General features: G+C 61.3%; 18 protein-coding genes and 1 pseudogene. 10 read left to right on the plus strand and 9 right to left on the minus strand.

Going from position 1 to position 20,540, the window contains the following annotated elements; all coding sequences use genetic code 11:
* The 3 genes and pseudogenes from ACWGTO_RS29810 to ACWGTO_RS29820 all read left to right on the plus strand — a co-directional run.
* Positions 1-656: pseudogene (locus ACWGTO_RS29810) on the plus strand (hypothetical protein); the annotation flags it as partial.
* A 686-nt stretch (positions 657-1,342) separates the two neighbouring features.
* Complete coding sequence (locus ACWGTO_RS29815; protein ID WP_454578365.1) at positions 1,343-3,394, plus strand: acyltransferase family protein; 2,052 nt, start codon at positions 1,343-1,345, stop codon at positions 3,392-3,394.
* Positions 3,395-3,871: 477 nt separating this feature from the next.
* Positions 3,872-4,048, plus strand: coding sequence for a hypothetical protein (locus ACWGTO_RS29820; protein ID WP_454578366.1), 177 nt, complete (start codon positions 3,872-3,874; stop codon positions 4,046-4,048).
* A 1-nt stretch (position 4,049) separates the two neighbouring features.
* On the opposite strand, the gene ACWGTO_RS29825 is transcribed toward ACWGTO_RS29820, so the two are convergent.
* Together ACWGTO_RS29825 and ACWGTO_RS29830 are read right to left on the minus strand one after the other, a co-directional pair.
* Positions 4,050-4,649, minus strand: coding sequence for an SOS response-associated peptidase (locus ACWGTO_RS29825; protein ID WP_454578389.1), 600 nt, complete (start codon positions 4,647-4,649; stop codon positions 4,050-4,052).
* A 62-nt stretch (positions 4,650-4,711) separates the two neighbouring features.
* On the minus strand, positions 4,712-4,975 hold the full coding sequence (locus ACWGTO_RS29830) for a DUF982 domain-containing protein (RefSeq protein WP_454578367.1): 264 nt from the start codon (positions 4,973-4,975) through the stop codon (positions 4,712-4,714).
* 168 nt (positions 4,976-5,143) lie between these two features.
* On the opposite strand from ACWGTO_RS29830, the gene ACWGTO_RS29835 reads away from it, so the two are divergent.
* Positions 5,144-5,602 (plus strand): hypothetical protein, encoded by a 459-nt coding sequence (locus ACWGTO_RS29835; RefSeq protein ID WP_454578368.1) that lies wholly within the window; start codon positions 5,144-5,146, stop codon positions 5,600-5,602.
* Positions 5,603-5,660: 58 nt separating this feature from the next.
* Here the strand turns inward: ACWGTO_RS29835 and ACWGTO_RS29840 are convergent, their stop codons facing one another.
* Both ACWGTO_RS29840 and ACWGTO_RS29845 read right to left on the minus strand, forming a co-directional pair.
* A complete protein-coding gene (locus tag ACWGTO_RS29840) occupies positions 5,661-5,855 on the minus strand; it encodes a hypothetical protein (RefSeq protein ID WP_454578369.1) in 195 nt (64 codons plus the stop codon).
* Between the two features lie 43 nt (positions 5,856-5,898).
* Entirely contained in the window at positions 5,899-6,000 is a 102-nt protein-coding gene (locus tag ACWGTO_RS29845; protein WP_454578370.1) for a putative RiPP precursor, read from the minus strand.
* A gap of 185 nt (positions 6,001-6,185) precedes the next feature.
* Here ACWGTO_RS29845 and ACWGTO_RS29850 point away from each other — a divergent pair, with 185 nt between their 5' ends.
* Entirely contained in the window at positions 6,186-6,938 is a 753-nt protein-coding gene (locus ACWGTO_RS29850; protein ID WP_454578390.1) for a pseudouridine synthase, read from the plus strand.
* Between the two features lie 36 nt (positions 6,939-6,974).
* Here the strand turns inward: ACWGTO_RS29850 and ACWGTO_RS29855 are convergent, their stop codons facing one another.
* Positions 6,975-7,556, minus strand: a complete 582-nt coding sequence (locus ACWGTO_RS29855; RefSeq protein ID WP_454578371.1) for a histidine phosphatase family protein — start codon at positions 7,554-7,556, stop codon at positions 6,975-6,977.
* Between the two features lie 138 nt (positions 7,557-7,694).
* Positions 7,695-9,029, minus strand: a complete 1,335-nt coding sequence (locus ACWGTO_RS29860; protein WP_454578372.1) for a dicarboxylate/amino acid:cation symporter — start codon at positions 9,027-9,029, stop codon at positions 7,695-7,697.
* A gap of 240 nt (positions 9,030-9,269) precedes the next feature.
* On the opposite strand from ACWGTO_RS29860, the gene ACWGTO_RS29865 reads away from it, so the two are divergent.
* The 3 genes from ACWGTO_RS29865 to ACWGTO_RS29875 all read left to right on the plus strand — a co-directional run bounded on the left by ACWGTO_RS29865 (position 9,270) and on the right by ACWGTO_RS29875 (position 12,989).
* The gene (locus ACWGTO_RS29865) at positions 9,270-11,129 is read left to right on the plus strand and encodes a sensor histidine kinase (protein ID WP_454578373.1); all 1,860 of its coding nucleotides are present in this window, start codon (positions 9,270-9,272) and stop codon (positions 11,127-11,129) included.
* Positions 11,126-12,475 (plus strand): sigma-54-dependent transcriptional regulator, encoded by a 1,350-nt coding sequence (locus tag ACWGTO_RS29870; RefSeq protein WP_454578374.1) that lies wholly within the window; start codon positions 11,126-11,128, stop codon positions 12,473-12,475. The genes ACWGTO_RS29865 and ACWGTO_RS29870 overlap by 4 nt, the downstream gene beginning before the upstream one ends.
* A 169-nt stretch (positions 12,476-12,644) precedes the next feature.
* Positions 12,645-12,989 (plus strand): hypothetical protein, encoded by a 345-nt coding sequence (locus ACWGTO_RS29875; protein WP_454578375.1) that lies wholly within the window; start codon positions 12,645-12,647, stop codon positions 12,987-12,989.
* Between the two features lie 149 nt (positions 12,990-13,138).
* Here the strand turns inward: ACWGTO_RS29875 and ggt are convergent, their stop codons facing one another.
* From ggt to ACWGTO_RS29890, 3 genes are all read right to left on the minus strand, one after another.
* Complete coding sequence (gene ggt / locus ACWGTO_RS29880; protein WP_454578376.1) at positions 13,139-14,878, minus strand: gamma-glutamyltransferase; 1,740 nt, start codon at positions 14,876-14,878, stop codon at positions 13,139-13,141.
* 99 nt (positions 14,879-14,977) lie between these two features.
* A complete protein-coding gene (rhaI, locus tag ACWGTO_RS29885; RefSeq protein WP_454578377.1) occupies positions 14,978-16,270 on the minus strand; it encodes an L-rhamnose catabolism isomerase in 1,293 nt (430 codons plus the stop codon).
* An 89-nt stretch (positions 16,271-16,359) separates the two neighbouring features.
* The gene (locus ACWGTO_RS29890) at positions 16,360-18,462 is read right to left on the minus strand and encodes a bifunctional rhamnulose-1-phosphate aldolase/short-chain dehydrogenase (RefSeq protein WP_454578378.1); all 2,103 of its coding nucleotides are present in this window, start codon (positions 18,460-18,462) and stop codon (positions 16,360-16,362) included.
* Positions 18,463-18,646: 184 nt separating this feature from the next.
* On the opposite strand from ACWGTO_RS29890, the gene ACWGTO_RS29895 reads away from it, so the two are divergent.
* Both ACWGTO_RS29895 and rhaS read left to right on the plus strand, forming a co-directional pair.
* Entirely contained in the window at positions 18,647-19,450 is an 804-nt protein-coding gene (locus tag ACWGTO_RS29895) for a DeoR/GlpR family DNA-binding transcription regulator (protein ID WP_454578379.1), read from the plus strand.
* A gap of 57 nt (positions 19,451-19,507) precedes the next feature.
* Entirely contained in the window at positions 19,508-20,503 is a 996-nt protein-coding gene (gene rhaS, locus ACWGTO_RS29900; RefSeq protein WP_454578380.1) for a rhamnose ABC transporter substrate-binding protein, read from the plus strand.
* Positions 20,504-20,540: the final 37 nt, after the last annotated feature.

The raw sequence follows: 20,540 nt of genomic DNA on the forward strand, positions 1-20,540 counted from the left end.
AGAACCGGCAACCTCACAGATCGAGACCACTCCCGAAAGGTGGTCCGGAAACACCGCTTACGGCGAGAGTGACAGCCAAGGAGATCATTGGAATCAAAAAACATCGCCTGAGCCCCCCTAAGACCGGCAAAATGGTTTCGGCGAAGACAGTCAAGGACAGTAATCTGTCGGCCTTGAAAGTTGTCTTTGATTGGGGAGTTGCAAACGGGCTTGTCACCCATAATCCGGCGGCAGGCGTCACCTTGAAGATAGGAAAAACGGCGCGGCTCAGATCGAAGAGCCTTTCAGACGAAGAGGCCAAAGCCATCCTTCAGGGCGCTTTGTCTCGCCAGCGAAGACAGGAAAGTCCGAAGACTTTTGTCGCCAAGCGTTGGATTCCATGGCTGTGTGCGTTCACGGGAGCCCGGGTGGGCGAACTCGCGCAGTTGCGAAAACAGGATGCGTTCACACAAGATCGCATTTGGACAACCCGCATCACCCCCGAGGCAGGAACGGTTAAAACCAACGAAGCCCGCGACGTGCCCCTCCATCAACAGCTGATCGATCTTGGGTTTGCGACCGAAGGCAACGAAAGCGCCAACATACTGCATCTGAGACAATCAGTTTCACGAGCTCGCAATCCGTCTCAACTAAGCCCGGATCACGCGCGCGAATGACCGCAATAGTTTCCTTGACGGAGATTGTATCGCCGGCCGGACGCCGGCGAGCAGCAGTCGCACCAACTCGACAGTTGAACAAGGCGGCCTATGGTCAATGGGACCGCCCATCACCCGAAACCCGACTACCCAAGCTCCCTAATCGTTCGGCCGGTTGGAGCAAAAAGCAAGAGAAATTTTTGTGTCTGTCCCGAGAGCTCTCCCAATCCGATTCGGGCGGCGACTAAGAGTTTTACCGCGGTCGGACATCGCGTAGGCGAGCTACGTGGATCGAATATAGCTCACTAACGTTGTTGTGTTGGGATGGCCTGAGGGAGGTCACAATGGTTGGAGAAGCCGAGAATCGACGCCCAACATGCTCAACGCCAGACAATAGCACGTTTCGATAGCACGACTTTATTCCGTTGGGCAGCCAATTTTGAGAGACCGAGCAACTGTTCTCACCAGGTGACATGTAGTGAACTCCTAGCATCGCCGCGAGCGCATAAACGGTTTAAGACCCGGTCCGAATCGCCAAAAATACGCCTTCTGATGGCGTTCCCTAGGCCTTTTGTGTGTGGGAGGCTATCGAATGCGGACTGGGACAATCAGAGCTCGCATGATAGCGTTCTTCGTCGAATGCTCCTGCATGTGAATTTTCCGAAAAGGCCTCCCGGAACATTGTTTTTACAGGTGGTCTCGAGAAGATGCTCGAACTTTCAAGCCAATCGCGATCCGGAGAAGGGTATATACCAGCGATTGACGGGCTTCGGGCAATCGCCGTCCTGGCGGTGCTGCTCTATCATCTGAATGGCTCGTGGCTACCGGGGGGGTTCGCAGGCGTCGATATATTTTTTGTGATCTCCGGCTTTGTAGTGACGCTCTCGGTCAAAGACCGGGATTTTAGCAGCATCCCCGGCCTCCTGTCGTTCTTCTACGCCAGACGGATATTGCGCATTGCTCCAGCTCTGGTCGCGATGCTTTTATTCTTTGCAATAGTTACAAATTTATTTATTCCGAACGCTTGGCTAAGCGATATTAACAGAAAAACTGCGCTTTTGGCCTTTTTGGGTGCTAGCAACATTTGGCTCGCAGGTCGGGATAACGCCTACTTCGACCCCCGGGCTGAGTTCAATCCGTTTACGCATACCTGGTCGCTAGGGGTCGAAGAGCAGTTCTATCTCCTATTTCCATTCTTGATGGCGTTAACGGTGGTGCAGGGGCTCAAAAGGTCCGGTTCACACACCTTCTGGCTGGCCGTAACCGTGTCCCTAGCCTCGCTCCTGGTGTGTGCGGAAGCTACTCGCAGTAATTTACAGTTCGCCTTCTATCAAATCCCAAGCCGGTTCTGGGAGTTAGGAGTGGGTATGGCGCTTGCGCTGTCGGTGAGTTCTTGGCGGCGGTCAATCGTTTCCCTGCCTCGCTTTGGAGTGGAAGGTATTGGGTTCATCGGTGTCGCTGCAGTTGCTGCTTCCTTGCTGTTGACCGATGCAAGCGGCTTTCCGTATCCGTGGGCCCTCTTTCCCGTCCTCGGTACGGCTGCGATGATCGCAGCAGTGGCTGTCCGTTCCGATACGGCTCTAGCGACGGCGTTAGCCAGTCGGTCATCAACCTTTGTCGGTCGGATTTCCTATTCGCTCTATCTCTGGCACTGGCCTGTCTTTGTACTGGCAAGATGGACCGTTGGCCTCGACACTCTAAGCGTGAGGCTCACAGCAGTTGCCGTTGCGGTCATTTTCGCAATCGCGTCTTACGAGTTTATCGAGAAGCCATTTCGCGGGTCAAATGCGATGCGCGCGCTTCCTCGCCGTATTGTCGTTGGAGGCGGTGTCATTGCCATCGTTGCTGCAACAGCGCTTACACGGACTGTCTTCGATGCTCGCGAGCAGATGTCGCTGAGTGTAACAAGCGATGTACGGGTCTGGCGACCCGACCTGTTGCCAAGCGCTTTTGGCGATTGCAAGATTATTCGAAGCGATAGGCCCTTGCGTGCTGGATACGTCACGACAATCGAACGAGAAAATTGCGGCGACAGAGCCGTGCGAAGACTGCTGGTGCCCGGAGACTCTCACGCTCTAGCTTACATCGGGATGCTTGGTCGCTTGGTGCAAGATCAGCCATTTGAAGTGTCGTTGTACAACCAGCCAGGGTGCTCATTCATGAACATGATGAAGAGCCGGGCGAAAATGTCAGAGACGTGCAATACGTTCCTTGATGCGGTCATTGAGGAAATTACGTTTTCCATCAAGCCCAGTGACGTTGTTTTTTTGCCGGGGCTGCGTGTCGTGAGATTCCGCGATCAAGGGGGTGGCCCTGAGGCATCCATTTACCCAGGAGGGGACATTGACGAGGTCGCGGTGCGCGAACTCGCGAATTTTGTAGCGGCTGTCGCCGTCTCGGGTGCCCGAGTTATCCTCGAAGCGCCGAAGCCCATTTTCAGATCCGCGCCCTACCGTTGTTCAGACTGGTTCAATCGCGCGAACCCAGCGTGTAAGCCAGGCTTTGAGGTTCCTCGCGACGAGCTTCAGGAAAGACGCCGCAATGTTGTTGAAGCGGAAATGAATTTGGCGCGAGCTACCACCAACGTTGTTGTTTGGGACCCCTTTCCGACATTGTGTCCATCGAACACATGTTCCGCGTTCCGCGACGGAGCGCCGATGTTTTTCGACGGCGACCATTTGACTGGTTTTGGCAACGCGATCCTATACGCCAACTTTCGTGATCAGTTGCTAGAATCATCCTTACACGCAGCTAAATGAAACGGGTCCGAAATGGCAATATCGTGTATGTCATAGGACGCAAGGGAACAGCTCGTCCAAGTGCTGCTATGCGAGGCGACCACCACTAAATCATCTCATGCCGCGCCAGATGGGATGGGTCCGCCCATACGATCGGTGTCGATGCCAGACCGTCCCCAATCGTGACGTTAATTCCGGCTTCTGCTCCATAGGAAAGAAGATTGGCAATTTCCTCCGCGTTGGCTGCACCGATGCCTGGGCCTAAAGGCACCACGGCTATCAGGAACATTGAGGCGCAAGTCAGCCACATCCAAAGTCGATCAAGGGAGCATTGGTGTTGGCTAAGCGATACAGGCACCGCCCTGCTTATAAATCTGGACCGTCACTTCGGAGCCTCACTTAATGTTTTGACGCCGGCTGCCCGCGCGCTTCTCCATGTGAAGAAGGCATGGCGGCGAGGATCAGGTCGGCGAGGCGGCCGAAGGAGCTGCCAAGCTGATGGGAATGCATTCGCATCGCCTGGAGCCCGGCGAGGCCGCGGATATCGCCATGCTCCTTCCTCGCGCCAAGCTCTTCGACAGCGGCAAGGCGTTCGTGCCGTTAGTCAAGGGCGACCTCTGCAGACGGATTCTGGACCTGGTGCCGCTGAGTATGCTGGTGCGCCTGCACAACTGAATTATGAATTTTCGGGGCGCACAGTTTCCACACCCAGCGAGCCTGCCGGAAGCGGCTGTAACAATTCGGCTTCGGACTTCGTCATATTGAGCCAGGCGGACCAATTCTCAGGCTGAAGGACCACCACCTGCCGATTGTGATAGGGCGCGATATCCGGTCCAGGATCGGTCGTCAGCATGGTGAAGCTGGGGGGCTTGTTGCCGACGGCTTCACGCCAGAGCCCTGCGATGGCCATGAACGGAGAACCGTTGAGGGTGAAGCGATGCTTGGCCTTCGGATATTTGGTGCCGGTGAACTCGAAGAAGGCGGATGCCGGAACGAGGCAGCGTTTGCTGCTCCCGAATTGCCGACCTTCGGAGCGGAAGTTGAACACGGGTCCGCCTTTCGGCCCGGCCGGTGGAAATCCGAGCGTCATCGAAGCCAGTTCAACAACGCCGGTGTCGCCGGCGGCGCGCATGATCGGGGCCGGATCATTGATGTGGATGTCGTCCGCCTGCGGCAGGTCAAGTTCGGTTTGGTGGGTCGGAATCTCGAGTGCCAACGACTCCAGCATCCGGCAATATTCAGCCCAGAGGATATGCTGCTCATAATCGTTGCACATGAAAGGCTCCGGACCGGCTGTCAGTCTACGCAAACGAACAGGCGATGAAACGTGGTGGACGCTCAACCCTGACGGTCGCGCTCGACCAGGATATCGGCCTCGATCGCCGCATTGACGAAGGCGGCCCGGGCATGATGCGCCTCTTTCAGGCCTTCGAGAACGCCAAGGCAGGCTTTGCGGGCGGCAACGTGGTACCGGCCCGTCTTCGCGGGCCAGCGGTTGATGAGGATGTCAGCAGCCTGCGCGACACGCTCCACCTTGTAGATCGTGTTTCTGGACCTGCCGAGCGCGACGCCAACCGGCTCATCGAAATGCTGGTCCTGCATGTTTTCCCTCCCAATGCGACCGCGAGTCAATTCGGCAGAGCCCATTCGGTTCCACCGCGCCCCGCAGGTCGAAATCACTTTGCGCGCATCGGCCGTTTGGCGGATTTGATTTGCTTGGTGATCGCCTCTTCCTAGTGCAAACTGCCTACCGGGGCTGCAGGAGGAGAAATGAGAGCACGCGCAGCTACGATCGGCGATCTCGAAGGTGTTTTCCGGGATTTGTCCAGGCGGATGTCGGACGAGTATGTTGCCGCCGGCAAGGACAGCAAAGTCGCCTACGACAATCTGATGATGAATTTGAAGGAAGGCCGCGCTCACGCGCTGGTCGAGGGCGACAAGACGGTGGCGATCGTCGCCTGGCATGAGAACAGCGACGCCGCCGACACACTGTTTGCCGCGCAGGAGGGTTTTTTCAGCGCCGCGACGGTCCGCTTCTGCCGACGCCACATCCGCCATATCCAGGCGCTCGCCGGCAACCTTCCCATCCACTCGCGCAGCTGGCTGCGGCGGGCTGACGTCGCCAAATGGTTCCGCGTCATCGGTTATGTCGAACGCGGCCAGGAGAACGGCGCCACTGTGTTCGAATTGCCGCCGGCCCGGGCAGCGCAATCGGCGCGTGCCGCATAGGCTACGCGCCAAAGGGGATGCAATCGTAGAAAAGCCCACCGCCAGGAAGGCGATGGGCTCAGATATCGGGCTGATCGAGCGCCTCGAAAATTACCCGTTCCAGCGAACCCAAATCCTCTTCGATCTCGCTGACCTCAAGGCCCAAATGCCGGGCATCCAGAGCTGCCAGCGTAGTCAGGGTTCGAGCCGTTGCCTTGTCGGTCAGGCAATTCGCCCGGCAGGTACTCGTGTATCCAGCCTTGCAGAAAATCAACGCCGCGCTCGCTCATCGGCTTATCCCTTCCGTTGTCTTGAGACTATTCACCCAGAATGACCCCGGAAGCGACGATCTGAGCCGTTGCGTGGGTAAGCCTGCCTCGCTTCACCAGCGTCGGTTTTTCGTAGGTCTTCTTCTTCATGGCGGGCCTTTCGCGACAGATCGCACGTCAGCAATAACGTCTTTTGCCCGGTCGCGTTCCATGGCTGGCGCTGGGCCCGATGCCCCTGAGCTGGAGAACTCGGCCTCTGTCGAGAACAGGTTGCGAAATCATTGCACGGCGTGGCATCTGTCGATGCCTATCATTGGGACAAGCAAAGCAGGATCATGGCACGGCCGCCGAATATCGCCCGACAAGGCGCCGCCAGGGCAGGCGTCAGCCTCAACCGGGCGCTTTCCAAACTCGGCCTGTGTTCGCGCAAGCAGGCCGAGCAGCTGATCGCCGAAGGGCGGGTGCGGGTTGGCGGCAAGGTGGCGCGCGATCCGTCGCTGCGCGTCGATCTCGGCCGGGACCGCATCACCGTCGACAACGAGCACATCGTCGGCGAGGCAAAAGTCTACCTGATGATCAACAAACCGCGCGGGCTGGTCACCACCCGCGACGACCCCGAGGGGCGCGGCACTGTCTATGACTGCCTCACCGGGCTCGACCTGCCTTTCGTGTCGCCGGTCGGGCGCCTCGACAAGGCCAGCGAAGGGCTGTTGCTGATGACCAACGACACGCGCTGGGCGAATGGCCTGCTCGATCCGGCGTCGCATGTCGCCAAGACCTATCACGTGCAGGTCGGCGCTGTGCCCGACGAGGCGATGCTGGCGCGGTTCCGCGAAGGCGCGGTCGTCGATGGCGACTTGCTGACCGCAAGTTCGATCGAGGTGCTGCGCAGCGGCGGCCGCACAGCCTGGCTGGAGATCGTGCTCGATGAGGGCCGCAACCGCCAGATCCGCCGCCTGCTCGGCGCCTTCGATATCGAGGTGCTGAGGCTGGTCAGGGTGGCGATCGGCGGCCTGCAGCTCGGCGAACTCGCCAAGGGTAAGGCGCGGCATTTGACAGCAGAGGATTTGGCGATGCTCGCGTCCTGAGTGGCACGGACCGCAGTGATTGTCGCTCCAGCCCGCCTATTTCTGGTTCCACCTGCGAAGGACCGGCTCGGTCAAATCGTGCTCGTAGCCGAGGATGCTGATGCTGGCGGTGTCGAGCACGAAGTGCGCGCCGCCTTCGGGCGGCAGGCCGAGCCAGCGCGCGGCCAGCACACGCAGGAAATGCGAGCTCGAAAACACCAGCACGTTGCCCCCGATGGCGCGCAGCCTGGCGATAATCGTATCGGCCCTGGCGCCGACATCCGCCGCAGCCTCGCCGCCGGGACAGCCATCGCGAAACAATTGCCAGGCGGGGCGCTCAGCCAGAATCTCTTTGGTCTTCACGCCCTCATAGGCGCCATAGTCCCATTCCTGCAGGTCATCTTTCTTGACGGCAACGGCGCCGAAACCCGCCAGCCTACAGGTGTTGAAGGCGCGCTGCGACGGACTAGACCACACCGCCTGGAAGGACAGGCCATTGAGCCGGTCCGCCACGCCGCGGGCGGCGGCCTCGCCCTTTGGCGTCAACGGGATGTCAGTGCGGCCGGTGTGTTTTCCCGAAGCGCTCCACTCCGTCTCGCCATGACGGACCAGATAGATTTCGGGATACGGACTGCTCATCGGCTGCCTTTCGGGTCTGGAAACAGCGTGCACCCTAGCCGGGAAGGCCCGGCCAGCGCCAGCCGCGTTGCGGGCGGAAAAGAAAAGGGCCGCAGCCGGCGAAGCGGCTGCGGCCTTGAGGTCGAACGCCTTGGGAGATCAGGCGGGCTGCAGATCGCCCGAGAGCGCCAGGTCGGCCTCCTCGGACAATGTGCCGGCCATGGCGGCGGCGAACTTGGTCTGGTCGAGTTCACCTTCCCAGCGTGCCACGACGATGGTCGCCACCGCATTGCCGACGAAGTTGGTCAGCGCGCGGCATTCCGACATGAAGCGGTCGACGCCGAGGATCAGCGCCATGCCTGCGACCGGCACCGTAGGCACCACAGAGAGCGTCGCCGCCAGCGTGATGAAGCCGGCGCCGGTGATGCCGGCGGCACCCTTCGAGCTCAGCATGGCGACGAGCAGCAGCAGGATCTGGTCGCCATAGGTGAGCGGCGTGTCGGTCGCCTGAGCGATGAACAGGGCAGCCAGTGTCATGTAGATGTTGGTGCCGTCGAGGTTGAAGGAATAGCCGGTCGGGATGACCAGTCCGACCACCGAACGGTTGCAGCCGGCGCGCTCCATCTTGGCCATCAGGCCGGGAAGAGCGGCTTCCGAAGACGAGGTGCCGAGCACCAGAAGCAGCTCTTCCTTGATGTAGCGGATCAGCGCCAGGATCGAGAAGCCGTTGTACCATGCAACAGTGCCAAGCACGACCAGCACGAAGAGCAGCGATGTCAGGTAGAAGGTGCCGATCAGGAAGGCGAGATTGGCGATCGCGCCGATGCCGTATTTGCCGACGGTGAAGGCCATGGCTCCGAACGCGCCGATGGGGGCGGCCTTCATCAGGATGGCGACGAGGCGGAAGATCGGCGACGTCAGCGCCTGCAGGAAGTCGACAACCGGACGACCACGGTCACCGACCAGCGCGAGCGAGATGCCGAACAGCACCGAGAAGAACAGCACCTGCAGGATGTCGCCCTGGGCGAATGCGCCGGTGATGGTGTCGGGAATGATGTTGAGGAGGAAGCCGACAATGGTCGTGTCATGCGCCTTCTCGGTGAAGGTCGCGACTTTCGAGGGATCGAGCGTCGCCGCATTGATGTGCATGCCGGCGCCCGGCTGGACGACGTTGGAGACGACCAGGCCGACGACCAGTGCCAGCGTCGAGAACACCAGGAAGTAGATCATCGCCTTGCCGGCGACGCGGCCGACCTTTTTCAGGTCGGAAACGCCGGCAATGCCGGTCGTCACCGTCAGGAAGATGACCGGGGCGATCACCATCTTGACCAGCTTGATGAAGGCATCGCCGAGCGGTTTCAGCGAAGCACCGAGTTCGGGATAGAAATGACCGAGCAGGACGCCGGCGGCAATCGCCGTCAGGACCTGGACATAAAGATGCCGATAAAAGGGTACCTTGCCGCGCGGTTCGGCGGCAGCGAATGCTGGCTGCATGACGTCCTCCATGACGCCCCGATCGAAAGCTCGACCTCCCGGGGCAAGTTGTTTTGACCTCCAGCAGCCTCGCGACTGCTGAGTGGATGATTGCAACTGCCATGCCAAACTGCGTGGCGAGGTCGTACACCTTGATTTTATTGACTATTTTTGAGAACCAACGCCGTATTGGCTTGAAGGGAAGTGCGGACATCCGCATAAGCGAATTGTGCTTTGTGCGAAATCATGCACAAATGGGCGATGTTGCAACGCCCTGCCGCGGTTCTGTCGCCGACGCCCGAGCAACTCGGCAAACGCGCGCGCCGTGCCTGGCTGCTGTTTGCGGCGATCGCGCTGGTGATCGTGGCGACGGCGCTCACCGGCGCCGGCCTTTATGCACGCCGCGCCGAGGTCGCAACGCTGGCCGCGCAAGGCCGCACCGATGCCAATCTCAAGGTCGCGCTGCTACGTGCGGTGCTGGAAAGCCCGCGGGCACTGCCGCTGCTTTTGTCCGAGGACCAGCAGGTTCATGACGCCCTGCAGAACAAAGGCGCGGTCGCGATCGACGTGCTCAACCGCAAACTCGAAGGGCTGGTCTCAGGCACCAAGGCTTCTGTGCTTTACGTCACCGGCGTCGACGGGTTCGCGATCGCTTCCAGCAACTGGCGCGAGGCGACCAGCTTCGTCGGCAACGACTATGGTTTCCGCGCCTATTTCTCCGATGCCATGCAATCCGGGACCGCCGAATATTTCGCACTGGGCAATACCAGCAAGCGCCCCGGCCTCTACATTTCGCGGCGCGTCGGCAATGCGGCAGCACCGCTCGGCGTCGTCGTCGTCAAGATGGAGTTCGACCAGCTCGAAGCCGACTGGCATGAGGCCAACCGCCCGGCCTATGTCAGCGACGACCACGGCGTCGTGCTGATCACCAGCGTGCCGTCGTGGCGCTTCATGACCACGGCGCCGCTTGCCGGCCCGCTGGCTGCCGCCATCCGCGACAGCCAGCAATTCGGCAACGCGCCACTGATCCCGTTGCCGATCACCGGTCTCGAGGCATTGAGCCCTGACGTGTCGATGGTGCATGCGATAACGCCGGGCGGTGGCGATGCCGAATATCTCAGGCTTTCGACACTGGTCCAATCGACGCCATGGCGGCTCGACTATCTCGTCCCGGCCGAAGCGCCGATCGCGGCTGCGGTGCGTGAAATGCGGTTGCTGGCCCTGGGCGTCGTGGTGCCGCTGCTGGCGCTGGCCGGCTATCTCCTGTGGCGCCGGCAATCGGCGCAGATGCGCATTGCCGCCGAACAGGCGGCGCGCATCGAGCTGGAACGCCGGGTCGTCGAGCGGACGCGTGATTTGAGCCTGGCGCGCGACCGGCTGCAGGCCGAGATCACCGATCACCGCAGCACCGAGGCCAAGCTGCAGGTCATGCAGCAGGAGCTGGTGCAGGCCAACCGTCTTGCCACCCTCGGCCAGGTTGCAGCTGGGGTCGCGCATGAGATCAACCAGCCGGTGGCGACGATCCGCGCCTATGCCGACAATGCGCGTGTGTTCCTGGAACGCAAGCAAACCGCCTCGGCAGAAGAGAATCTTGGCGCGATTGCCGCGCTGACGGAGCGTATCGGCGGCATTACCGAGGAGTTGAAGGTCTTTGCCCGCAAGGGACGCACGGCAGCCGAACCGGTCGAATTGCGCGGCGTCATCGAAGGGGCCGTGGTGCTGCTTCGAAGCCGCTTTGCCGGCCGGCTGGACGCGCTTGATATCACGCTTCCGCCGCCGACGCTCAAGGTGATGGGCAACCGGCTGCGGCTGGAGCAGGTGCTGATCAACCTGTTCCAGAATGCGCTGGAGGCGCTGGACGGCCGCGACGGTGCCAAAGTTCAGGTGTCGGCGCAGGAAACGGCCGACGGCGTGGCGCTTGCCGTCGCCGACAACGGACCGGGCATTTCGCCCGCCATCCTCAAGTCGTTGTTCACGCCGTTCAACACGTCGAAGGAAAAGGGCCTCGGGCTCGGTCTCGTCATCTCGCAGGACATCATCGCCGATTATGGCGGACGCATCGAGGTGGCGAGCGGCAGAGACGGCACGCGCTTCACCGTTCACCTCGCCAGGGCAGCATGATGGACACCGCACCGGTCATCCTGATCGATGACGACAGCGAATTGCTGCGAGCTACGCGGCAGACGCTGGAGCTTGCCGGCTTTTCGGTGTCTGCCTTTGCGGCGGCGGCCGAGGCGCTGGCCGGGCTCGACGCCAATTTTCCCGGCGTGGTGGTGTCCGATATCAGAATGCCCGGCATCGATGGCCTGCAGCTGTTCGACCGCGTCTTGCAACTCGACCCCGATATTCCGGTGATCCTGGTCACCGGGCATGGCGACATCGCGGTTGCGGTCAAGGCGATCAAGGATGGCGCCTACGACTTCATCACCAAGCCTTTCGCCGCCGACCGGCTGGCGCAAAGTGTAGCGCGGGCGGCCGAAAAGCGGCGACTGGTGATGGAGAACCGGGCCTTGCGCGAGGGCGCAGAGCAGGCGCAGGACGGGCTGCCGCTGATCGGCCAGACGCCGGCCATGGAGCGGCTGCGCCGCACGCTCAGGCAAATCGCCGACACCGATGTCGATGTGCTGGTGACCGGTGAGACCGGCTCCGGCAAGGAGGTGGTGGCCAGCCTGCTGCATCGCTGGAGCCGGCGCGCCAAGGGCAATTTCGTGGCGCTGAATTGCGGCACGCTGCCGGACACGGTGATCGAAAGCGAATTGTTCGGCCATGAGGCCGGCGCCTTCACCGGCGCACAGAAGAAGCGGATTGGCCGCATCGAGCATTCGAGCGGCGGCACGCTGTTCCTCGATGAGATTGAAAGCATGCCGGCCTCGACCCAGGTGCAGATGCTCAGGGTGCTGGAAATGCGCGAGGTGACGCCGCTCGGCACCAATGAGATCCGGCCGGTCGACCTGCGCGTCGTCGCCGCCGCCAAGGTCGATCTCGGCGATCCCGGCCAGCGCGGCGCCTTCCGCGAGGACCTCTACTACCGGCTCAACGTGGTGACGATCTCGATCCCGCCGCTGCGCGAACGTCGCGACGACATCGCCCTGCTGTTCTTCTACTTCGCCGAGCGAGCCGCCGCCCGCTTCCGCCGTCAAATGCCTGCCGTGCCTGCCTCGGTGCATCGCTATCTCAGCCAGCATGACTGGCCGGGCAATGTGCGCGAACTGGCGCATTTCGCCGAACGATTCGTGCTCGGACTGGAGGAGGTGGGCCACGCGCCGCCTTCCACCTCGGCGGAAGCGGATGATCCCAGTTCACTGCCGGAACGGCTTGAGCGCTATGAAGCCGATGTCATCCGCGAGACACTTGGCCGCAATGACGGCGATGTCCGGCGCACCATCGAGGCGCTCGGCATTCCGCGCAAGACCTTCTATGACAAGCTGCAGCGGCACGGCATCGTGCGCAGTGATTTTTCCAGGTAAATCAGGCATGTGGTTCGAAAGGACGCTAAATTTGAAGCCGGCCCGAAAAAACCGTGGCAAGTCGGCATCAGAAGGTGTTGAACACCGCATCGGCCGCCTTCGGCAAGGCACGATCCGGTTGCGCTCGCCAGATGTTGATGATTTGTTGCCGGTCAGCGGAGAATGAGTGATGCGAGAACCTGTCGGTCAAGATGAGTATGGGTCGACCAATTCCTTCGATCCGGACGATCTGCCGAATTTGAACGCGATCGGCCCGGCCATGGGTGCCGGCAACGACTTCGAGAGATACGCCGTCGCCGTGATCATCGTCTTCGGCGCGCTGATCATTGGCGGGCTGATGGCCGCCTCCATGGCCTTCGGCCACCGCAACGGCTTCCTGTTTGCGCTCGGCGGCGCGACCGCCGCCTGGATATCGGGCAATGCGCTGCTGCTCGACCGGCCGCGCATCTACGCGCTGTTCGTTGGCATCGCGGCACTGATGCTGGTGGGATCGACCCTCACACTCGTCCTTTGATCGATCTTCGTTCGACCATGATCTAGAGCAATTCCAGGAAAAGTGCGTAACGGTTTTCCCGGGAAAAGCGCGTAGCGCTTTCCCTAGAGGAATTGCGTAAAAACAAAGAGTTAGAGCGGGTCCGCGATTCCTTGAAACGCTGAACAGCTCTAGTATCCCAGAGCCTCGCCGGATGCGGCGCGGCTGTCGATGGCGCCGTTGTAGCGGGCGCCGCCGCCCTTCTCGATTTCTGCAAGGCTCTTGCCGCCGACGAGAATGCCGGCCGCCTGCCCCCAGGTCGAAACAGCAGGATCGAGGTGGTAGCCCATGCCGGCCAGCAGTTTTTCGGTGTCGGGCGACAGGCCGAACGGTTCGACATAGACCGTATCGGGCAGCCATTGATGGTGGATGCGCGGCGCGTCGATCGCCTCCTGGATGTTCATGCCGTGGTCGATGACGTTGACGATGGCTTCCAGCGTGATGGTGATGATGCGCGAGCCGCCGGGGCTGCCGATGACCATGAACGGCTTGCCGTCCTTGGCGACGATGGTCGGGCTCATCGACGACAGCGGCGTCTTCTTTGGCTGGATCGCATTCGCCTCGCCCTGGACCAGGCCGTACAGGTTGGGCACGCCGGGCTTCTGGGTGAAATCGTCCATCTCGTTGTTGAGCAGGATGCCGGTGCCATCGGCGACGACGCCGGCGCCGAACGAGCCGTTCAGCGTATAGGTGACGGCGACCGCGTTGCCGTCATTGTCGATGATCGAGTAATGCGTCGTCTCTTTCGACTCGCCAAAGCCCTTCGGCATCAGGTTCTGTGAGACGCCCGCCCGGAACGGATCGATCTTGTCGCGGATGTCCCTGGCGTACCCCTTGTCGAGCAGTTTCGAGACGGGATTGTCGACGAAATCGGGATCCCCAAGCGCCGAGTTGCGGTCGACATAGGCGTGCCGCATTGCCTCGACCATGACATGCACCGTTTCGGCCGAACCGGCACCGAGATAGGACAGCGGATAGAGTTCAAGCACATTGAGGATTTCGCAGATGATGACGCCGCCCGAGCTTGGCGGCGGCGAGGACGTGATCTCGTAGCCGCGATAGGTGCAGGTTACCGGCTTGAGTTCGCGCACCGCATACTGTTCGAAATCGGCCTTGGCGAGAATGCCGCCCTTGGCGCCACTTGCCTTGACGATGGCATCGGCGATGGCGCCTTTGTAGAAGGCATCCGCGCCTTTTTCGGAAATGGCGGCGAGCGAGGCTGCAAGATCGGGCTGGAGGAGACGCTCGCCGGCACCATAGGGCTTGCCGTCGGGCTTCAGGAAGATAGCGGCCGCGGCAGGGTCCTTCGCCAGCCTATCGGCATTGCTTGCGAATGTGGCAGCGTCGCCCTGGTTAAGGACGAAGCCATCCTTGGCATAGGCAATTGCCGGCGCCATCAAATCCTGGCGTGGCAGCGTGCCGTATTTTTCGCGCGCCATCTCGAAACCTGCCACGGAACCGGGCACGCCGACCGCGAGATAGCCATCGAGGCTGGCGCCCTTCACCGGCTTGCCGTCCTTGTCGAGATACATGGTCTTGGTTGCCGCCAGCGGCGCGCGCTCGCGGAAATCGAGGAAGGTCGATTTGCCGTCCTTGAAGCGGATGGTCATGAACCCCCCGCCGCCGATATTGCCGGCATTAGGGTAGAGGACCGCGAGCGCATAGCCCACGGCGACCGCCGCATCGACAGCGTTGCCGCCCTTCTTCAGCACCTCGACGCCGGCTTCCGACGCGAAATGCTGGGCGGTGACCACCATTCCGTGCTCACCCTTGGACGGTTGCGGGGAAGCAGCGAAGACGGCTGCGGATGGCGTCAGCGCTATAGCGAGCGAAAGGGTGGCACCAATCAGCGTCCGGCGGGTCAAGGGCATGGCGGTGCTCCTGGCGTTGGGTGCGCCTAGGAAAGACCCTCAAAGCCGCCAAGTCCACCGCCAATGGCGCTGGACCAGATCAATTAGGATGTCTGCCTGTCAGACGATACCGCCGCTGCCGCCAGCAACGACAGGCCGCTCGGCCGCGACCTTGGCGCGGTAGCCCGCCGCGCGGAATGCGACGACGGGATCGATGGCGCCGCCGGTTTTCAGCCGCGCCATGGCCAGGATCGGCTCGACATCGGTGCGGTAGGCGGCTTTCAGGGCCTGCGTCGCCATCAGCGCATCATTCAAGTCCTGGAAACCTTCCAGGGCCTTGCGGTCGACCAGCAACGCCTGCGCATAGGCGCGCTGCACCTCGACCGCCGACAGCATCAGGCTCTCGATCGGGTCGGTGACGTTGTGGCTCTGGTCAAGCATGTGGGCGGGATCGAAACCCTCGGCGCCAGAGAGTTCTGCATCGACCAGTTCGTTGAAGACCAGGAACAGCCGGTAGGGATCGATCGAGCCCGCATCGAGGTCGTCGTCGCCATATTTGGAATCGTTGAAGTGGAAGCCACCAAGTTTCTTGAACTGGATCAGCCGCGACACGATCATCTCGATGTTGACGTTGGGCGCATGGTGGCCGAGGTCGACCAGGCAGAACGCCTTGTCGCCCAGCTCCTTGGCGATCATGTAGTTGGTGCCCCAGTCCTGCACGACCGTGGAATAAAAGGCCGGCTCGTACATCTTGTGCTCGGTGAACAGCTTCCAGTCGGCAGGCAGCCCGGCATAGACCTCTTTCATCGCGTCGAGATAGCGCTCGAAAGCCTTTGCGAAATTGACCTGGCCGGGAAAGTTCGAGCCGTCGCCGATCCACACCGTCAGGGCCTTGGACCCCAGCGTCTTGCCGATCTCGATGCATTCGAGATTATGCTCGACCGCTTGGCGGCGGGTGCCGGCATCGGCATGCGACAGCGAGCCGAATTTGTAGGACAGCGCCTCGTCTTTCGCATCCGAAAAGGTGTTGGAGTTCATGGCATCGAAGCCGAGGCCGAAGCGCGAGGCCGCCTGCTTCAGCCGGTTCGGATCGGCCTTGTCCCACGGAATGTGCAAGGAGACGGTCGGCGTCGCCTGCGTCAGCTGGCTGATGACGGCGCAATCCTCGATCTTGTCGAAGATATCGCGCGGCTCGCCGGCGCCAGGAAAGCGGGCAAAGCGGGTGCCGCCGGTGCCGACACCCCAGGACGGGATGGCGACCGCGAATTTCTCGACCTTGTCCCTGATGGCATCGATGGCGATGCCGCGTCGGTCGAGGCGCTCGCCGAGCGAGGCATAGTCACGCTCAAGGTCAGCCTTGCGCGCGGCGTTACTGCTGGCGACGATGTCGGCGGAGATGATCAATTCGGACACTGCTGTTCCTCCCGGTACTCGCACGGCTGGCGCCGCCCCTCATCCGCCCTTCGGGCACCTTCTCCCCGTAGAACGGGGAGAAGGAAAGCTTAGCGCGTAAAACTCTGCGCGTTGCCGGCGTCGACATTGATGATGTTGCCGGTGGACTTGGCCGACATGTCGGAGGCCAGGAAATAGATCGCCTCGGCGATATCCTCGGGGAAGACGGAGCGCTTCAGCATCGAGCGCGAGCGGTAGTGTTCCTCGAGATCGTCGGTCGACATCTTGTAGGCGGCGGCGCGCTGTTCCTTCCACTCGCCAGTCCAGATTTTCGAGCCGCGCAGCACGGCGTCCGGATTGACGACGTTGACCCTGATCTGCGCCTCCGCGCCTTCCAGCGCCAGGCAGCGCGCGAGATGGATTTCGGCCGCCTTGGCGGTGCAGTAGGCGGCGGCGTTGGGTGAAGCGGCAAGGCCGTTCTTGGAGGCGACGAAGACGACGTTGCCGCCGATCTTCTGGGCGCGGAACAGCCGGAAGGCTTCCCGCGAGACCAGGAAATAGCCGGTTGACAGTATGTCCATGTTCTTGTTCCACAGCGCCAGCGTGGTCTCTTCGATTGGCGCCGAGGAGGCGAGACCTGCGTTGGAGACGAGAATATCAATGCCGCCGAATTCGACCGCCGTTTCGGCAAAGCCGGCGACGACCTGCTCCTCAGCGGTGACGTTGATCAGAACCGGCCGGACGAAGTCCTTGCCATAGGCTTTCGCGAGTTCCTCATTGGCGCTGGCAAGTGCGGTCTCATCGATGTCGGCCAGCACGACGCAGGCGCCTTCGCGCAGCAGCCGGTTGGCGGTGGCCCGGCCAATGCCACCGGCGCCGCCGGTGACCAGTGCGATCTGGCCGGCGAGCGATTTCGGCTTCGGCATGCGCTGCAGCTTCAGATCCTCGAGCAGCCAGTATTCGATGTCGAAGGCCTCCTGTGCGGGGAGGCCAACATAGGACGAGACGGTGGAGGCGCCGCGCATGACGTTGATGGCATTGACGTAGAATTCGCCGGAGATGCGGGCTGTCGCCTTGTCGCCGGCGAAGGTGAACATGCCGACGCCGGGCATCAAATAGACGACAGCGTTGGGATCGCGGATGGCGGGCGAGTCAGGGTGCTTGCAGCTGTCGTAATAGGCCTGGTAGCCGACACGGTATTCGGCAATGTCATCGGCAAGGCGCGCGATGACGGCATCGACATCGGGTTTCGCGGGATCGAACTCGATCACCAGCGGCCGGATTTTTGTGCGCAGGAAATGGTCGGGGCATGAGGTGCCGAGTGCGGCCAGCGGACGCAAATCCCTGGAGTTGACAAATTCGAGCACGGCGGGCTGGTCGTCGAAATGGCCGAGCTTGTGGCTCTTTTCCGAAATCAGGCCGCGGATCCTCGGCATCAGCTTTGCCGCGATGGCGCGGCGCTCAGTGGCATCAAGCGATTTGACGACTTCGCCGCCGAAGATGGCCAGGCCCTCGGAACGGCGCTCAAACCACTCGATCGCCTGATTGATGACAGAGATCGTCGTCTCATAGCATTCCTTAGGGGTATCGCCCCAGGTGAACAGCCCGTGGCTCTCGAGAATGACGCCCTTGGCCTCGGGATGTTCGACGCAGAATTTCTCCAGCCACAGGCCAAGTTCGAAGCCAGGCCGCTTCCATGGCAGCCAGCCAATGGCGTCGCCGAAGATTTCCTTGGTCAGCGCTTTGGAGTCCTTCGCGGCAGCGACGGCGATGATCGCATCGGGATGCATGTGGTCAACGAACGGCTTCGGCACATAGGCATGCAGCGGCGTGTCGATCGAGGCCGCGCGCGGATTGAGGTTGAAGGTGCAGTGGGGGAGATAACCCACCATCTCGTCCTCGTGCGCGACACCGCGATAGAGGCCCTTCAGCGCGCGGAGCTTGTCCATGTGAAGGGTGGCGAAGCCGTCAAGCTTGATCGAGGCGCTGTCGCCGCCCGAGCCCTTGACCCAGAGCACTTCGACGTCATCGCCGGTGAGCGGGTCTTTCTGCCAGATTTTCGATGAAGTGTTGCCGCCGCCATAGTTGGTGACACGCTTGTCGGAGCCGAGCGTGTTCGAGCGATAAACCAGAAGCTCAGGCTCGCTCAGCCCCTTGGCCTTGGCGTCGTCCCACAGATTGGCAAGGCGCGAGCCGGAGCGCTTGTCGAGCATGATTATCCTCCCTGGGACGCAAAAAAGCGCAGTCCGTTTTGCCGGAAATGTCTACGCAAGCACGCTGCTTGTCAATCACAAACGATCAATATCGATCATATTGCACTGCACAATGAAATTGTATGATCGGAAATGATTGACACTGGTTGTTTTCTAGTGCCTCATGACCATGCAGGGAGGAACCATGCACGAAAAAGAGCGCCACAGGATCATTCTGTCCGCCGTCCAGGAAAAGCCTGTGGTGACGGTGCAGGAGATGGTCGACCTGACGGACTCCTCCGAGGCGACGATCCGGCGCGATATCGCGGCGCTTCATGTGCAAAAACGCCTGCGCCGGGTGCGCGGCGGCGCCGAGGCGATCTCGCCGCCGCAGTTCATCGGCCTCGCCGGCCGGCCCTTCTCCGTCAATGAAACGCTCAATGCTTCGCAGAAGCGGGCGATTGCGCGCGAGGCGGTGGAATTGTGCACAGACGGCGAACCGATCATCATCAATGGCGGCACCACGACTTTCCAGATGGTGCATTTTCTGACCGGCCGCCGCATGCCGATCTTCACCAATTCGTTTCCGATCGCCGAGCATCTGCTCAAGCACTCCAAGAACACCGTGATGCTGTCGGGCGGCACGATCTATCGCGAGCAGAACATCGTCCTGTCGCCCTTCGACAATGACGTGACGCGCAATTTCTATGCGCGCCGCATGTTCATGGGCGCGCAGGGGCTCGGCCCGCTCGGCCTGATGGAAGGCGATCCGCTGCTGATCCAGGCGGAGCAGAAACTGATCGACCAGGCCGACGAGCTGGTGGTGCTGGTCGACTCCTCGAAGTTCCGCCAACGCTCGAGCCTGATCCTGTGCGGGCTCAAGCGCATCGCCACCGTCATCACCGATGACGGTATCGAGGATCGGGAAGCCAACATGCTGGAGGCCGCGGGGGTGACACTGATCGTCGCCCGCAGGTCGGCAAAGGAAGAATCTTCGCTGCAAGCCTGAGGCCGACCTCACGCCCGCAGCGACGATGGAATGCAACGCTCAAGGGAGGAATATCAGATGAGCTTTTTGAAGAAATTGATGGTGACGGCCGCGTTCTCGGCCGCCATGTTCGTGAATGCCGCCTATGCCGAGAACGTCAAGATCGCGCTGGTGGTGAAGTCGCTCGGCAACGGCTTTTTTGACGCCGCCAACAAGGGCGCCGAAGAGGCGGCCAAGGAACTTGGCGACGTCGACATCATCTACACCGGCCCGACCAAGGCGACCGCCGAAGCGCAGATCGAAGTGGTCAATTCGCTGATCGCGCAGAAGGTCAACGCCATCGCCATTTCGGCCAATGACGCCGACGCGCTGGTGCCGGTGCTGAAGAAGGCCATGGAGCGCGGCATCACCGTCATCTCGTGGGATTCCGGCGTCGCCAAGGAAGGCCGCCAGCTGCATCTCAACCCGTCCGACACCGGCCTGATCGGCGAGACCATCATCAAGCTGGCCGCCGACTATCTGCCGGAAGGCGGCGAAGTCGCCATCCTGTCGGCTTCGTCCACCGCAACCAACCAGAACGCCTGGATCGACGCGGCCAAAAAAATCCTGCCGGAGAAGTTCCCCAAGATCAAACTCGTCGCCACCGTCTATGGCGATGACGATTCGGCCAAGAGCACGGATGAAGCCAAGGGCCTGTTGAAGTCCTATCCGAACCTCAAGGCGATCATCGCGCCGACCACCGTCGGCGTCGTTGCCGCCGCCCAGGTCGTTACCGACGCGAATCTGATCGGCAAGGTCAATGTCACGGGTCTCGCGCTGCCGTCCGAGTTCAAGAAATTCATCGACAACGGCTCCAGCCAGGCGGTTGCACTGTGGAACCCGATCGACCTCGGCTACTCCGCCGTCTACCTCGCCCATGATCTGGCGGTGAAGAAGGAAGAGGCCAAGCCGGGCGCCACGCTGTCGATCGGCCGTGTCGGCAAGGTCACGCTCGACGACACGAACTCGGCTGCGATGGCTCCGCCCTTCCAGTTCGACAAGACCAACATCGAAAAATTCTCCAAGATCTATTGATCCTGGCGTCCTTCGACCCTGGCGCGGCGGGACCAAA

The sequence above is a fragment of the Mesorhizobium sp. PL10 genome, from assembly GCF_053714315.1.